The organism is Leptolyngbya sp. BC1307 (assembly GCF_002286735.1).
Classification (GTDB): Bacteria; Cyanobacteriota; Cyanobacteriia; order Phormidesmidales; family Phormidesmidaceae; genus Phormidesmis.
The window spans coordinates 50,239-65,156 of the sequence record NZ_NRTA01000013.1 but is presented as its reverse complement, the minus strand read 5'-3'; the positions used below and the strand labels follow the sequence as shown (position 1 = coordinate 65,156).

Sequence of the window (14,918 nt, the reverse complement as noted above, 5' to 3'; positions counted from 1 at the left end):
CTCACCTCATGGCGCTAGCCTCGCCGAAAGACAACTGAAAAATTATTGGCAGGCATGGGCAGCATCTTTTCTAGCTGGAGACCGTGCGTTTGGGCGATCGCCTCCACTTCCTCTAGATCACGTACCCCCCAGTCAGGATTCTGGTCACGCAGCATCTGATCAAAAGTTTCGTTACTTGGGGCGGTATGCTGCCCCTCTCGCTTAAAAGGGCCATAAAGATAGAGCACACCCCCAGCCGGCAATATCCGCTCTGCCCCTGCCATTAAGTGGCCGCACATCTCCCAGGCAGAGATGTGAATCATGTTGATGTTGATAATGGCTGTGATTGGCTCAGGCAGCGCGTCTGTCTCGACAGGCCAGGGGCGATCGCTCACGTCTAGATCAAGTGCTGGCAACAGCAAGTTAGCTGCTGGCAATGCTTCTCCCCAAGCCTGAATACTTTCTCTTAAAAGCGCCTGCCGCTCAGTCGGCAGCCATTGCAGATGGCCCAAGCGCGGCGCAAAAAAAGTAATATGCTCTCCCGTGCCGCTAGCAATTTCTAGCACCGTGCTCGATGGCGGCAGCACCTGCTGCAAGACCTCCAAAATCGGCTGTCGGTTGCGCTCAGTGGCAGGCGCATATTGACGAAAATCTGCCATGGCACGAGCTCTTTAATTAGATAAATACTTAGTCAGTCGCTTCAGGCAAAGTGCCGCGACTCTCAGCAACATAGTGGCCGAAGGTAGTGCTTAAGAAAGACAAGGCGATCGGCCCTAGCACAAAGCCCAGCAAACCGTGGACAATAAACCCAGGCACCAGCACCGACGCCAGCCAAAAGCAAAAGCCATTGACCACTAACGCAAATAGACCAAACGTCACAAAGGTTAAAGGAAGTGACAGCAGCCTGATAACCGGCTTGATGATAGCGTTGACAACCCCAATAGAAGCCGCAGCCAGCAGTGCCGCCGGGATGGTTTCTAAGGTGACACCAGGAACAACTAGATCAATTACCAGCAGGCTCAGCGCCGTTACCAAAGCAGGCAGTAAGATACCTAACATTTTTTAATCTCCACTCTAAAACACACAACATATGGCATATGGCCAAACCGAGCCTATTACCGTTGACCATCGTCCAGATAGTGGCAGAGATTCGCAGATGTTCGCATCCCTACTCAGACAGAGCGCTAGAAGTCTATATAGCGTTACCCGGATGCATTCGGGTAACGCGAGTCACTTGGCCTGTTGTTATGCAAAGGTTTTGCCTGCGTTGCGGCACTCAGCCAAGTGACCAACGCTATAGCATCACTGACTGAGGGTTCCCGCTGGCGAACTAAGCAATATTTCGGCGGTGCGATAGTAGGTAGCCCAGTAATAGGTTTCGGGTCTGGCCCGCCACTGATCACGGTCTACTCGCAGCGTCAGGATAGGTACTGTCAAGCCGTCACCTTCTGCAACGACAGTCACTGACACGTTGGTCGTGAGCAAATCTTGATCGAAGCTGCGCTGCGCCCCTGCTCTGGCAGCCATTTCGGCTCGGCGAATCAGCGTTTCATAAGTCTCGCCGGTCTCTCTAGCTAAAAATAAATCCAGCCTTGAGGTGTAGGCCTGGGAAGCCTGGGGAGCAATCAGCGCCTCGGTTATCCAGATGCCAGTGCCGCCGACTAGCGCGGCTAAACCGGCTGATAGGATAGAGCGTTGCCAGGCAGAATTTCTTCGCCTGAGTCGAGCGCTAGAGATGAGTTGAACGCGCCCCGGACGGCGTGCTGGATAGCGAGTTGGCCACATGCGATTAGTTGATTTGAAGTGAGTTTCAGAACGTCAGTTTTGGGTAGCAGCGCTGGTAGTCTAACGGGAGAGCACCTTAAAGGATTTAACTTAAAGGGTTTAACTTAACAGGGAATCAGACGCAGTAAAGCTACAGTTTTGACTTGTGTAGCTCACTGCCTAAGCAGCCGCTGAAACCGTAACGTAGCTTAACTGAATGATGTCTAAACTGCCGAAGGCTCTGGCAGTATTGCTATCCCTAGTCTCTATCAAGTTTCCCAGTTTAGGAGATCTCGCTACACTTTAAGGAAAGTTGGCGATATGAAGCGCTGCGCTTGTGATACCTTCTGTGGGCATATGTAGCTTAGCTAAGGCTCCTTAATGATGGAGTCAATGTAGGCAAGTTTATCAAACTGACCGTTTGTCATAGTCCGGGAGACCATCCATGGCTAACTATTGGGCCATCACCATCGGCATCAACCAGTATCGGCATCTACAGCCGCTGAGGCACGCGCAAAACGACGCGCTTTTTGTGCATCGCTTTTTTGTGGAGGAAGCAGGGATCGCCGCGGATCGCTGTATTTTGCTCAGCGACATCACGACTTCTGTGGGCCATCAAGCAGTCTATCCGGATAAGCCAGCGATCGCCGCCTGGATTCACACAATCACTCAGCAGGTCGGTGCAGACGACATTCTCTGGTTTTTCTTTAGCGGCTATGGTGTTCAGCTAGAGGAAGCAGACTACCTGATGCCGATAGACGGGGACCCCGGGCAGATCAAAGATACCGGTATTGCTGTTGCCGACCTGATTGACACCCTGGCACAGCTCCCGGCTGCTCACACCGTCTTGGTTTTAGACATTAATCGTTCTCAAGGAGCTTTAGCCGGGCAGACAATTGGCACTCAGGCAATGAGTCTGGCCCAGCAGCAGCAGATCCCATTGCTGCTATCGTGCCAGCCGGAGCAGTATTCCCACGAAACGCTCGGCGTGCATCATGGCCTATTTACAGCAGCTCTGTTAGAAGCCCTGCAGCAAAACTATCGCACGCTCGATCAGCTCGGCGACTACGTAGCCAAACGTTTGCCAGAGCTTTGCGACCATCACTGGCGACCGATTCAAAACCTGGTCAGCCTGGTGCCTGGAGATCAAGGAAATGCTGTGGTCGTCCCCGAGGTGCCTCCGGTCGCTGGCGCTGCCGTGACTGCGCCGCTGGCGCTCGACGCTGAGGCTGAGACTACTAGCCGAACAGATAATTGGCCAGTCTCTGCGGGCCTCGACAGAGAAAATTCTCAGGCAGAAACAGAAAGTATAGGGAGGGAGAGCGCTTTAGCTACGGAGGAGCCGCCTATTGAGCCACCCTGGCAATCAGCTGCTAATGCAAACGGCACTGCAGCTACAGACGAGAATCTCTACACCGACGATCTCTACATCGACAACCCAGTTGATGATCGTGACTCTGCTTACTTTGAATCGGCTGACACTATCGGTAGCGACGACAGCACGGCTGCGATCAGTCAACCCAACGGCACGATAGAAGGTGCTGCAGATAGCAGCGCGATTGTGCCTTACCAAAATTGGGATACCTCCTCACCTGTCAGCGGTGCTAAGCTGCGCAACTGGGGGCTGCTGGCCCTAGCTCTGCTCGTAGGCGGTGTGCTGCTCAAGCAGCCTTTTGTCGCGACTGCTTGGGAAGGCTTAAGTCAGAGACTGAGTATGCCTACCATAGGCGAGAGTCCCCAAGCAGCAGATGAAGGTAGCGAGGAAGAGCGAGCTGCAGAAGCAACGGACGGATCAGCGATGCTTGACCCAGAGGAGCCAGATGCCCCTGCAGCACAACCGACAGTAGTAGAGACATCTGCCGCTAACGACGCTGCCACCCGCGAACAGGAAGCAGCCGCTGGCAAAGCCTTAATAGCGCAGGCTACTGCCGCCCTAGAACAAAGACAGTATTCGGAAGCGCTAATTGCCTTGCAGCAGGTGCCGCAGTCTCAGCGAGACGCCACTTTTTCGTCAGTGCTGACGCAGGCGCGGGCAGGCGCAGCCGAAGCGCAGCAGGCCAATGCCTCTGTCTTGACCGATGCGCGTACGGCGATTCAGCCTACCCAGGCCTCTCAGTTTGCTGAGGCGATCGCCAAAGCCGGATTGATCCAATCAGGAGAGCCCTACTATGAAGAAGCCCAGCAGGATATTCGTAGCTGGAGCCAAATTATTTTAGACATTGCTGAAGGCCGGGCAACCAGCGGCAATCTTGGGTCAGCGATCGCGGCGGCTAACGCCATGCCCGAGGCTGCTCCTGAATTTCGCAAAAAAGCTCAGGAGCGGGTCGCCTTCTGGCAGCAGCGACAGCGCAGCCGTGACATCATCTTCGCCGCCAGACAGATTCCGGCCTCTGGACAGGCCAGCAGCTACCAAAAAGCCATCGTCAAGCTACGGGAAGTCCCTATTGAGCACCCGGAGTATGAGACGGCCCAGCAGCAAGGCGACGAGTGGAGCGATCGCATTTTTAGCATTGCCCAGGCTCGGGCGGCGCAGGGTAGGCCAAGCGCCGCCATTCAGGCCGCCATTTTGGTGCCGGCTGGAACGACTGCCTACGAACCCGCTCAGCAGGCTATTAAGCGGTGGCAGGCTGAAGGGTAACAGCTCAAGAGGTCGATCTAAACCGGCATCTCATGCCATTAGCCAGACTATTAGCCGGTTGAATCCTGCTGATGCAGCTCGGCCCGAACGCCTGTCAGCTGGTCTACTGCGTTTTTAAGCTTGGCTTCTAGCGCTTGCTTTTGGGCCATGAGCTGCTTGAACGTTTGGTAGCGGGCGATCGCTGTGCTCACCATTGCCAGTTGCGCTGCCGGGCAGGGCTGAGATTGTACCTGACCCTCGTCATCTAAGCAACACAGACTGTATTGAGCAGGGGAACCTGCTGCCGAGCTATCTGCTTCGGGCGTTCCCGTCTGCTCCAGCGCTTCCACATATTGCATGAGCGTGTCGGCATCGCCGTGGCGCAAGATGGTCGAATCTGCAGCGCCGTCTGCTGACCTGCCGCTCTCTAGAGATGACTCTAACCAGCCATCGACCATTGGCCCTTGCGCATAAAGCGCACGAATGGTCTGAACAATCTGCCGCAGTTGCTCTTGCCAAGTCGTCACTACAGTCTGCATATCTTCTAGCAAATTGAGGGCGATCGCTGGATTCACCTCATGCCGCTGACTTAAGAAAGCTTCGTTCTTAAGCGGCGGTAGCACAACGGCCTCTAACGGCGGCGGGGGGGCCTCTGATACGGAGTCCGCAGGGCTAGAAATGAGTGGCTTGCCGGCAGAAATCGGCCCCACATCAGCAGTCAGATCAAAAGAAAGATGTTTACCCGAACTGCTTTTGGTATTGCTCTGGGCACCGACAGAAGCAACGCCAGATTGCTGAGCTGAATGAGGAAGTGAAGAGGCCATGTCAGTTAAGATTGCTGGGGCTAACGGTAGCTGGGCAAATGCGGTTCTAGACCATATAGTCTCACAGGATAAATTTACTTTTCTCGGAGAAAAATTAGTCTGAATCAATTGCGTCCAAGATTTTAATTTCGTCGCCTTGCTCTAGGCTGTCTTATGCTTGCACAGACTAGAGCGGAGGCCCGAAAACACTCCGCTGAAAGACGGATGAAATGCTCCAGCGTAATTTGCTAACATCGCAGCAATGGGGGCAATCTGCAAAAGTTTCATTGAAAGCACTGTTTGGACTTACTGCCATGGCGACTCCCACCTTCTTAAGATACTTACCTGCCCGCCTCAAGCCTTTGAGATCTCCAGCTATATGGGCACCTCTGGCTGTTTTGGTGCTGCTCGGCATTTTTGTCTGGGAATATCGCAAAGACCCCGCTCGCTTCAGCCGGGGGCAAGTTATTCAACCAGCGCCCGAATCTGAGTTAACAGAGATTCAACCATCGGGCGGTTCCATAGACGCGCTCATAGAAGGCACCAGCGGCAGACTGCCCGCTGTTAATTCTCTCAGGCCAGGCAGCTCACAGCCAGGTTCTGAAGAGGCTGCGGCCGCTGGTGATAGCGATCAGCTTTCGGGCCGAGAAAATCCCTTTGACGCTTACGCTGCTGACTATCAGTTTCCGGGGGCGACAAACGCTGACGGCAGTCCGGCTTCCCCCAATGCGCCCACCAATAGCTACGGGCGAAACGGCTCTAGCCAAACCGGCCAGGCTCCTAATTTTAACTTTGGCAGCGGCTTAGTTAACCCGGCTGCTCCGGCAACTAATAGCGCCCTATCTGAGGCAATAGGCCGGCAGCAGGCCGAGAGAGCCGCAGCTAGCAGCGCCGGTACGCCTTCTGGTGGCTCAGCAGCGGGTGCGCCGGCAGCAGGTAATGGCTCTAGCAGTTCAGCCGCCGCTGAACCGGCTCGGGTTCCGGGCACAATATCGGCCCCGTACATTCGGACAACCCCCAATATGTCACCACCAGCTGGGACGACTGGCTATCAGACGCCTGCAACTTCTCGGCTACCAGTTTTTAACATTGCGCCTCAGCAGCCCAGCCGAAACCCTTACAGTGCGCCTCCTGCCCCAGCAGCGGGACAGACGGGACCTGACACTGCCTCGCCAAACGGGACACTCTATACCGCCCCTAGCTTCGTCCAACCTCAGCAGAACAGTCGCTAGTTGGTCAGCGTTAGGGCGGTACGTAGCGCTATCTATTCGCCCGGGAAGCTGGCTGCCTAAGCGGCGAAATTAGCCACGATGGCCTTGGCAAATTCGGAGCATTTTAGCGGCGTTATAGGGGGCTCCATCATCCGAGCGAGATCGTAGGTGACCTGTCCGCTGGCGATCGCCTTCGACAACCCTGCCTTAATCAGATCTGCCGCCTCCTGCCAGCCCATATATTCCAGCATCATCACCCCCGAGAGGATCACCGAGCCGGGGTTGATGCGATCTAGCCCGGCATGTTTGGGTGCGGTGCCATGAGTGGCTTCAAAGATGGCACAGCGATCGCCAATATTAGCGCCCGGTCCCATGCCTAGTCCGCCGACAATCGCCGCTGCCGCATCAGAGAGATAGTCGCCATTAAGATTCATCGTTGCCAGAATTGAATACTCATCTGGGCGGGTCTGAATCTGCTGAAAAATGCTGTCTGCAATCCGATCATTCACCATGATTTTGGTTTTCCACTGGCCGTTGCCATGCGTCTCCCCAATTGCCGAGAGAATGTCCTGCACCTCATCGCAGACAGCCTTCTGCTTCTCCGGCGTGAGCGAATCGTAGCCCGGATCGATCTTACGGGCGTTATCCTCCAGCGACAGCGCCGGATTATCTGCCTGGTTGCCCAGCACCCAAGATTCTCGCTCTGTCACGCACTCCTGCCGAAACTCGCTGGTCACTAGTTCATAGCCCCAGTCGCGAAATGCCCCTTCGGTGTATTTCATGATGTTGCCCTTGTGCACCAAGGTCACCATCTGCTTGGCAGGTGGCAGTTGCAAAGCGTGCTTCATTGCCCGCCGCACTAGCCGCTGAGATCCGTGCTTGCTAATTGGCTTAATGCCAATTCCTGAGTCCAGCGGAATTTTCTTATTACCGTGCTCAGGAGTAGCCGGAATCAGCTCATCATTGAGCAGGGCAATGAGCCGTTGGCCAATCTCACTGCCCTCTCGCCACTCAATGCCGAGATAGATATCTTCAGTATTTTCCCGATAGACAATCAAATCAAGTTTTTCTGGGCTCTTGTGAGGAGAGGGCGTACCCGGATAATACTTACAGGGGCGTACGCAGGCATAGAGGTCGTTAATCTGCCGTAGCGCCACGTTGAGCGAGCGAATGCCACCACCAATCGGCGTGGTCAGCGGCCCTTTGATCGCAATTCCATACTCTCGAATCGCTGTCAGCGTATCTTCTGGCAAATACTCATAAGTGCCGTACTTATCGCAGGCTTCATCGCCCGCATAGACCTTAAACCAGACAATCTGTCGCTGGTTGCCATAAGCCTTCGCCACCGCCGCATCAAACACCTGCTGCGCTGCTGGCCAAATATCAACCCCTGTACCATCACCGCGAATAAAAGGAATAATCGGCTGATCGGGTACTACCGGCTCTCCCGCTTCAAACGTGATGCGACTGCCGGTCTCTGGGGGCTTAATCAGTTGATACATATGTTCTTAACTGAGGAATGAATGGGTTTAATCATACGCATAAGCGGTCTGGGCAATTGCGGACAATTGGGAAACGGTCTGCCAACGTCCTGGCAATTGAGCTGCGTATCGCTTCGAATTTTACCGAAAGAGCGGCGAATGATGTGGTTTGCGGCGAGCATTCCTAACGGCACCCGATAGCTAGCTGTCTATCGCGAGGCGGTTCGGTAGCCATAGCTTTGTCAAACGCTTACAGAAACATTATTTGAGCGCTATCCGGATCGCTATAGACTCTAGTAAACAAAAGTTCCTATCGCGTCACTTTATCTGGCTACTGTCAATCTATCCGACTGATTTGGCCGGTTACTATCACAGCATGCAAAAAATCCTGATCGTGGATGATGACAGTACCCTTAGAGCAGCCTTAACTCGCTACCTGAGAGATCGTGGGTTTATCGTACACAATGCCGCTTCGGGCACTGAAGGCTTTTTGAGCTTTACCAAAGACACGCCGGATTTGATTGTGTCCGATGTGGTCATGCCAGAAATGGATGGGTTTGAGCTATGCATCAGAATTAGAAATACTGCGCCAGGGCAGCTAGTTCCCTTTATTTTTCTTTCCGGGCGCTGCGATCTAGAAGATCGCATTCAGGGTCACAGCATTGGCGCAGATGATTATCTGGTTAAACCTTTTCATCCTCGGGAGCTGATTGCCAAGATTGAGGCTCAGCTTGCTCGTACTCACCGCGTTCACGCTGAAATTAATCGTTTGCTACGGCGAGCCCGTGAAGAACGGCTGCAAGGCCAGCCTCAGCCTCCCCTGCCGCTCACCCCAGCTGAAGAAAAAGTCTTTTGGGAAGTGACTCAGGGTTTTACTAATAAAAAGATCGGCGATCGCCTTTTTATCAGCCCCCGCACCGTTCAAACCCACCTCAGCAGCATTCTCAGCAAACTTTCCTTAGAAAACCGCTCTCAGCTAATTCGCTACGCCTTCGAAAACGGCCACAAACCGCCGCAAAATGCTGGCAAAACGCTATAGCCACAGGCCAAACTGCCGCCGCCGAAAAGACTCGATCTGGCATGCTCAAAGAGCCTAATCATCCTTTAATAGTCAGCGAGCATTCCGGTATTCCACTATCATTGGAAAATCAACCGTTTTTACCCCTAAGCAATGCGGCCAAGGCTGTCGGCGGCTGCAGTATCTGCTCTGTTTACTCATAACGTATGTCTTCAAACGCTATCGATTCTGCTGAGTTTCCTACTAATAGCCCCCATGAAAGCTCAGCTCAGACTCAGGGAGTGCAAACCTCAGATCAGATCGATCTGAACCTCAAAACGCTAGCTGCTAGGCTGCAAGAAAGTAGCCTTAAGAAGCAGCTTCAGGCCATCCGTGACTTAGCGGCACTGGGCGAAAAGGGCGATCGCATCCTCATAGACTTTGTGCGCCATCAGCTCGCCACTCAGCAGAGCAAGAACGCCAGCACAGAGGCTCACAGCTTGCCTACAGCCGCACACGGCAGCGCTTATCAGCACCTATATCAGGCCGATTCTTCGGCAGCCAAAGCCTTCATTGCCGAAGCCGCCCACGGCGTATTAGCGCCTGTTTCGGCTCAGGGAATAGACTACAGCGATCTGCAAATTTTGCTGGTCAAGCAGGCTTACCAGCTAGCCGATCAGCTCACCATGCAAAAGCTCTGCGAACTCGCAGGTGAGAGCGCCGTTAAACGTAAATGGGTCTACTTCACTGAAGTCAGCCAGTTTCCAACTGCCGACTTACAGACCCTCGATACCCTTTGGGGTATTTATTCTGAAGACAAATTTGGCTGGAGTAAGCAGCGCGAACTGTGGCTACGCTTAGGCCAGGACTGGGTGCGACTGTGGACGCAGCTTGCCTGGAAGACAGACAACGCTTGGACTCGCTACCCTAACGAATTTATTTGGGACTTATCAGCCCCTATCGGTCACCTGCCGCTTTCCAATCAGCTGCGGGGCGTCAGGATGATGGATTCACTTCTCTCTCACCCGGCATGGACTCACTAAAGCGTGGCCGGGTAGCTGCGGGTGGACGATGGCCTCGTTTGATCCAGCTGGGGTTGACTAGCGTTTGCGCCGCCCCTAACAGCTGACGCGGATGATCGATTAAGAAGGCAGGTCGCTGCGCCGCCAGCGCCTCCCGACTGCTAAAGCCCCAAGTGACCGCTGCTATCAGAATGCCCACTTGCTTAGAGGCGTCAATATCTCGGGTTTCGTCACCGACATAAATCACCTGAGAAAAGTCAACATCGCCTCGCTGCACGATGCGCCTGAGCACTCTGGCTTTACCCAACAAGCCCACGCCCCCTTTAACTGACTCGAATACGTCGCCAATACCGTGCAGAGCTAAAAAGCGCTGAATATTGCGCTGAGAGTTAGAGCTCATAATCATCAGCCGATGACCGGCGGCGACCAGATCTCGTAGCGTCGGGACCAGATCAGCAGCGATCGGCACCGTCCCTATCTCTGACCCCATCTCGCGCCGCACCCGGCGCAGCAAAAAAGGCAGCCGAAAAAGCGGAATCTCAGCCTGTTTGAGCATCTCTGGAGTGCTCAAGGACTGATAATATCTGAGCCTTTCGGGGGTGGTGGGCGAGTAGCCGTACTCCGGTGCGATGCGATTGGTAATTCGCACGATGGCCGCTAGCGTGTCGGCAATGGTGCCGTCAAAGTCAAAAATTATAAATGCCACGTATCCAAGGGCTGATAAGGGTTGAAGCTAGGCACTTCACCATCATACGGTAAAGGCGTTGCTGAGACGATTTCCGAGTGGGCAGCGATCACTCTATGCCTATTTCCACCGGCCCGACCTTAAAATGCTCACAATCAGCCAGAGTCCCAAAAAAGATGCCGCCGCGAACAAGAGCGTACTGAGCCACTGTAGCTGAGCCGTTTGTTGACTCGTTGAGATAATCGCCGCCCCGATAATCAACGCGGCGACTACCGTGCTAAAGGCTCGTCGGTTGGCGGCGCGCTCAATGCTGCGCTGCAGAGAATCCATCCCCTGAATACGCAGATTCCACTGCAGCGTTTCGTCACTGAGACGATCCAGCAAAAAACCGAACTGTCGGGGAGCCGATAGCGATAGATTGCGAAATTCCAGGCCCGTGCGCAGAAACATCTGTAGCGGATCGTTGCCGACTAGCTGCTGGCGAAATAAATCAACCATCAGCGGCTTGATTTCGGCAATCAGGTTAACAGCAGGATTAAACAGACGGGCACCGCCTTCTAGATTGGCTAATGACTTGGTAAACAGGCCAATATTGGCAGGCCACCGCAGATGGTTGCGAATGCCAGTTTCAATCACGGCGCTGAACGCCTCAGCGGTATTAAAGCGATCTAGCGAGATGCCGTAGTAGCGACCTAGCAGGCGGCTGTAGTCGCTCTCAAGCCGAACGAGATCAATAGGTTTGAGCGGCTCTGTGAGCTGAAGAGTAAGCTGGGCGCAGCGTTGAGCATCGGAGCTGACAATGGCTAGCACCAGCTCTGTGAGGGTGGCGCGCGTCTGCGGATCGAGACGGCCCATCATGCCGCAGTCAAGCAGAGCAACGCGGCCATCGTCTAAATAAAAGATGTTGCCAGGATGGGGGTCGGCGTGGAAAAAACCGGTGATGAAGTACTGAGAGAGAAAGGCCCGAAAGAGCAGTGAAGTAATTTCCCCTCGCTCATCTTTCGTATCACCCGGCAGCAGGCGCTCGAAGGGATCAGCGAGGGGATTAGCAGCATCGCCATCTTTGCCGGCAGCTCCAAACCCGGTAGCTCCAACGTCATTAGGTCGTGGTACAACCGGCAGCGGAGCCTGTAGGAGAGGTCTACCCTCTAGCCACTCCATCACCAAAATTTTAGAGTTAGTCAATGGCCAGATAATCTGGGGCACGGTCAGCCGCTCAGAGTCAATCCAACGGCTCTCGGTCATGTCTTTGCGCAGCTCATCGGTATAGCGCGCCTCGGTCGTGAAGTCTAGCTCGTTGGTCAGGGCCGACTTGAATTCTTCGGCAAGTTCAGTGATGTTGTAGCGCTGGCCAAACTGGGTAGTAGAGACCAGTCTGGCGATGTCTTTGATCAGCGCCATATCCCGCTCGACCTGTTTATCAATACCGGGGCGCTGCACCTTGACGGCGACGGCCTGTCCGGTTTTGAGCACGGCTCGGTGCGTTTGACCGATGGATCCAGCGGCGATCGCCCCATAGCCAATCTCCGCAAACACCTCCTCCGGCGGCCTCACCATATGCTGCCGAATGTAACCCTCGATCTGCGCCGCTGGCACCGCTGGCACTGTAGACTGTAGCCCGCTCAGCGCCTCGATATACGAAGGACTTAGCAAATCAGGGCGAGTACTCAATAGCTGCCCGAGCTTTACATACACCGGACCTAGCTCAATTAAGATATTGCGCAACACCTCAGGCGGGGGTAGGTCGGGCCGATCCGGATCGCCCCCGGTGAGCAGTCGCCGCATATAGTCCCAGCCATTGCGCAGAAATACCTCAACAATTTCACGCTGACGCCCAATCAGATCGGGCGTCAGCATCGACGGGAGGGGAGAGCGAGGCATAGAAGGGGCACTCTATAGATTCACTGTTGATGCTAACAATTTTGAGAGCATCGGCCCTGATTAATAGCTGGTCGAGAAAACTTGAGCTACAGGCCGATTTGACGGGTTTAACCGCAGTCCCAGTTGTACAGAACATCAGAAAAATCAAGCTTTTTCAGAGCTGAGGGCTTGATAAAAAAGTTGCAGATGCCGGCATCACCCCATAGAATATCGATTTTCCCATTGGCTTCTGAATCAATTTGCAACAGCAATACATAGGGTTCGTCGTCTTGTGACCCAAGACGAGGATCATTTTGATTGAACAAAGGATACCCGCCCAGTCGATGGCCACTGAACTGCTGACTATAGCTGTCTAGCATCAGCCAGAACTCACCTTCAGCTATGTTGCGTTCATCTGGCCCCTGAGCCAGCGGATTGAAGCCGGTCAGTGCTGTCCATTGATAGTCACAGATACTGATAGGCGCTGTCTTGCGGTGGAAGGTTAAAGCCAAGCAGCTATCTGGTTTGCTCAGATACTTTGAATAAATCTCAAAAGGCATATATCTGTCATCGTCGTCCCACGGTGAGGGCATGAAGTCGAACTGGGTGACTAGCTTTGACTCATCCGGCTCAGGATTGGGATGGTACAAAATCCGGAAGTGAGTCTGAGCAGTCGGATTATCAAAATCTGCGCCATAGAGATAAAACTCATCTTTGGCGATATAAAACTGAAGAATTCCTTGAGAGGGAAAGCCTTCTAGATTGGGAACTTCAGCAAAGTTGATTTGAGCGAGCAGGTAGAGATAGTCGCCCGCTGGCGTTTTAGGCGGGCTAGTTGGTTTAGGTAGGTAGGGCAGTCCTAAAAATTTGCTTTGCCACAGTGTTGCTGTCTGCGTGACGTGGGTCTGAATCTGAATATAGGGTTTAACTGTGGCTTCGAGCTTTTCTCGATAGGGCTCAAAGACTGGCGGCAGGTCTAACTGATTTGGAGGTTGAGTCATTGAGGAGTTTCCTCCAAAGGTTTTGCCTCCAAGCGTTTGCGCTCTGCGAGCTTGAGCATAATTTCGGCATGGGCTTCTCGCGTAATCGGATAGAAATAGATCAGTACGACTCCGCAAATAACCAGAACCAGGGGCACTGGCCCCATAAAAAAGCGGATCGCATTTAGCGCCGACTCGGGCTGCTGGGCGGCTTCTTTGACAAAGCCAGAAGCTTCTAGAGCCGCACCGACTAGGAAAATGCCGACAGCCAGACCAATTTTTTGCAGCAGGGTCATGAACGCATAGAAAGTGCCCTCGCGCCGACAGCCGGTGTTCAGCTCATCCAGCTCGATCACATCTGGCAAAATCGACCAGGGTACGATGTAAGCAGTCGCTACGCCAAAGCTGGCCAATATGCACAGCCCATAGAGAATGGTGGTTTGCCCGGGCTGTAAGAAAAACAGGGCTATCTGCACCAATATCCAGACACCTGAGCCCAGAAAGTAGAGGTTTTTTTTGCCAATGCGCTTGCTCAGGGCGGCGCAGACAAACATCATGACAATCGCGGTGCCCTGAACAATCAGCGCGACTAGGTTTTCATCGACGCCCATCCAAAATTTGGCATAGAAGGGAATGACTGCCGCTGTAATTTGCAGGGCTAGCCAGGAAAATAGGTAGATGCCGACGACGAACAGAAAAGGGCGGTTGCTAGCGACAACTCGAAACTGCTGTAAGAAAGACTCGTTTTGGATGTCGGCGATCGCATTCAAAGACCGTCCTGCCGCCTTCGCCTTTTGATCCATGTAGCCATAGGTGCCGAATATGCACCAGTAAATCGACGCAATCGAAATCGCCCCGCCCAGAAGCCCTAACACGGCGTACCGCCGGGTATCGTCTGCAATCAGCTGGCCAAAAATACCGGCAGCAATCAAAATCGCCACGCCGCCCGCCACCGAAAAAGCCAGCCGAAAAGAGGTCAGCTCGGTACGCTCATCGTAGTCGCCGGTCATCTCGGCGGTGAGCGTGGTGTAGGGCAGATTCGTCGTCGTGAAGAAAACCTGGAATATCGTGGTAACCACCACGTAATACCAAAACTTAGCAGCGCTGCTAGTATCTTCGCTAAAGGGCGCAATCCAGATCAAAAAGTAAGAAAGGCCAAACGGAATCGCCGTCAGAAACATCCACGGGTAGCGGCGACCCCAGCGGGTTTTAGTGCGATCGCTCAGCACTCCCACCAGCGGATCGTTCACCGCATCCCAAATCTTCCCCAGCGCCAGCACTGAACCGGCTACCACAGGCCGCATCCCCGCTACGTCAATTAAGAAAATCAGCAGAAAAAACGCCAGAAACTGTGAGGTCAGCCCTGCCCCAAAATCTCCTGCGCCATAGGCCAGCTTCACCGGCAGCGTCAGGGCTGGCGACGGGCTGTCAGCGTGCAGTTCAGACTGAGATTCTAAATTGGCCATGTTTAAAAAGCCTGATTAAAGCCTGTATAAATAACTATATGAATTGGGCAGTC

The 14,918-nt window shown here is 53.8% G+C and carries 13 protein-coding genes; 4 read left to right on the top strand and 9 right to left on the bottom strand.

The window, feature by feature from the left end; genetic code table 11:
- Nucleotides 1–14: 14 nt before the first annotated feature.
- From CKL79_RS09840 to CKL79_RS09830, 3 genes are all read right to left on the bottom strand, one after another.
- The gene (locus tag CKL79_RS09840; RefSeq protein WP_121969407.1) at nt 15–638 is read right to left on the bottom strand and encodes a DUF938 domain-containing protein; all 624 of its coding nucleotides are present in this window, start codon (nt 636–638) and stop codon (nt 15–17) included.
- 28 nt (nt 639–666) lie between these two features.
- Nucleotides 667–1,038: a phage holin family protein gene (locus CKL79_RS09835; RefSeq protein WP_121969406.1), complete on the bottom strand. Its 372-nt coding sequence runs from the start codon at nt 1,036–1,038 to the stop codon at nt 667–669.
- A 243-nt stretch (nt 1,039–1,281) separates the two neighbouring features.
- Nucleotides 1,282–1,764 carry a hypothetical protein gene (locus CKL79_RS09830; protein WP_240518772.1) on the bottom strand — a complete coding sequence of 161 codons (483 nt, stop codon included), beginning with the start codon at nt 1,762–1,764 and terminating at the stop codon, nt 1,282–1,284.
- 424 nt (nt 1,765–2,188) lie between these two features.
- Here CKL79_RS09830 and CKL79_RS09825 point away from each other — a divergent pair, with 424 nt between their 5' ends.
- Complete coding sequence (locus tag CKL79_RS09825; RefSeq protein WP_121969405.1) at nt 2,189–4,381, top strand: caspase family protein; 2,193 nt, start codon at nt 2,189–2,191, stop codon at nt 4,379–4,381.
- A 50-nt stretch (nt 4,382–4,431) separates the two neighbouring features.
- On the opposite strand, the gene CKL79_RS09820 is transcribed toward CKL79_RS09825, so the two are convergent.
- A complete protein-coding gene (locus CKL79_RS09820) occupies nt 4,432–5,184 on the bottom strand; it encodes a hypothetical protein (protein ID WP_121969404.1) in 753 nt (250 codons plus the stop codon).
- A 293-nt stretch (nt 5,185–5,477) separates the two neighbouring features.
- On the opposite strand from CKL79_RS09820, the gene CKL79_RS09815 reads away from it, so the two are divergent.
- Nucleotides 5,478–6,395, top strand: coding sequence for a hypothetical protein (locus tag CKL79_RS09815; protein WP_121969403.1), 918 nt, complete (start codon nt 5,478–5,480; stop codon nt 6,393–6,395).
- Between the two features lie 56 nt (nt 6,396–6,451).
- On the opposite strand, the gene CKL79_RS09810 is transcribed toward CKL79_RS09815, so the two are convergent.
- Nucleotides 6,452–7,876: an NADP-dependent isocitrate dehydrogenase gene (locus CKL79_RS09810; RefSeq protein WP_121969402.1), complete on the bottom strand. Its 1,425-nt coding sequence runs from the start codon at nt 7,874–7,876 to the stop codon at nt 6,452–6,454.
- A gap of 355 nt (nt 7,877–8,231) precedes the next feature.
- Here CKL79_RS09810 and CKL79_RS09805 point away from each other — a divergent pair, with 355 nt between their 5' ends.
- Nucleotides 8,232–8,894, top strand: coding sequence for a response regulator (locus CKL79_RS09805; RefSeq protein ID WP_121969443.1), 663 nt, complete (start codon nt 8,232–8,234; stop codon nt 8,892–8,894).
- A gap of 185 nt (nt 8,895–9,079) precedes the next feature.
- Nucleotides 9,080–9,895, top strand: a complete 816-nt coding sequence (locus tag CKL79_RS09800) for a GUN4 domain-containing protein (protein ID WP_121969401.1) — start codon at nt 9,080–9,082, stop codon at nt 9,893–9,895.
- Here the strand turns inward: CKL79_RS09800 and CKL79_RS09795 are convergent.
- From CKL79_RS09795 to CKL79_RS09780, 4 genes are all read right to left on the bottom strand, one after another.
- Nucleotides 9,849–10,580, bottom strand: a complete 732-nt coding sequence (locus CKL79_RS09795; protein ID WP_121969400.1) for an HAD hydrolase-like protein — start codon at nt 10,578–10,580, stop codon at nt 9,849–9,851. The two genes, CKL79_RS09800 and CKL79_RS09795, sit on opposite strands and share 47 nt — an antisense overlap.
- Before the next feature lie 99 nt (nt 10,581–10,679).
- Entirely contained in the window at nt 10,680–12,440 is a 1,761-nt protein-coding gene (locus CKL79_RS09790; protein ID WP_121969399.1) for an AarF/UbiB family protein, read from the bottom strand.
- A 107-nt stretch (nt 12,441–12,547) separates the two neighbouring features.
- The gene (locus CKL79_RS09785; RefSeq protein WP_121969398.1) at nt 12,548–13,420 is read right to left on the bottom strand and encodes a DUF1963 domain-containing protein; all 873 of its coding nucleotides are present in this window, start codon (nt 13,418–13,420) and stop codon (nt 12,548–12,550) included.
- A complete protein-coding gene (locus CKL79_RS09780) occupies nt 13,417–14,865 on the bottom strand; it encodes an MFS transporter (protein ID WP_121969397.1) in 1,449 nt (482 codons plus the stop codon). Before CKL79_RS09780 ends, CKL79_RS09785 begins: the two co-directional genes overlap by 4 nt.
- Between the last annotated feature and the right edge of the window lie 53 nt (nt 14,866–14,918).

Bases quoted from the DNA above. Each gene is read 5' to 3' on its own strand.
- CKL79_RS09820 (WP_121969404.1), bottom strand. From the start codon at position 5,184: ATGGCCTCTTCACTTCCTCATTCAGCTCAGCAATCTGGCGTTGCTTCT.
- CKL79_RS09815 (WP_121969403.1), top strand. From the start codon at position 5,478: ATGGCGACTCCCACCTTCTTAAGATACTTACCTGCCCGCCTCAAGCCT.
- CKL79_RS09810 (WP_121969402.1), bottom strand. From the start codon at position 7,876: ATGTATCAACTGATTAAGCCCCCAGAGACCGGCAGTCGCATCACGTTT.
- CKL79_RS09780 (WP_121969397.1), bottom strand. From the start codon at position 14,865: ATGGCCAATTTAGAATCTCAGTCTGAACTGCACGCTGACAGCCCGTCG.
- CKL79_RS09840 (WP_121969407.1), bottom strand. From the start codon at position 638: ATGGCAGATTTTCGTCAATATGCGCCTGCCACTGAGCGCAACCGACAG.
- CKL79_RS09805 (WP_121969443.1), top strand. From the start codon at position 8,232: ATGCAAAAAATCCTGATCGTGGATGATGACAGTACCCTTAGAGCAGCC.
- CKL79_RS09790 (WP_121969399.1), bottom strand. From the start codon at position 12,440: ATGCCTCGCTCTCCCCTCCCGTCGATGCTGACGCCCGATCTGATTGGG.
- CKL79_RS09825 (WP_121969405.1), top strand. From the start codon at position 2,189: ATGGCTAACTATTGGGCCATCACCATCGGCATCAACCAGTATCGGCAT.
- CKL79_RS09800 (WP_121969401.1), top strand. From the start codon at position 9,080: ATGTCTTCAAACGCTATCGATTCTGCTGAGTTTCCTACTAATAGCCCC.
- CKL79_RS09835 (WP_121969406.1), bottom strand. From the start codon at position 1,038: ATGTTAGGTATCTTACTGCCTGCTTTGGTAACGGCGCTGAGCCTGCTG.
- CKL79_RS09830 (WP_240518772.1), bottom strand. From the start codon at position 1,764: ATGTGGCCAACTCGCTATCCAGCACGCCGTCCGGGGCGCGTTCAACTC.
- CKL79_RS09785 (WP_121969398.1), bottom strand. From the start codon at position 13,420: ATGACTCAACCTCCAAATCAGTTAGACCTGCCGCCAGTCTTTGAGCCC.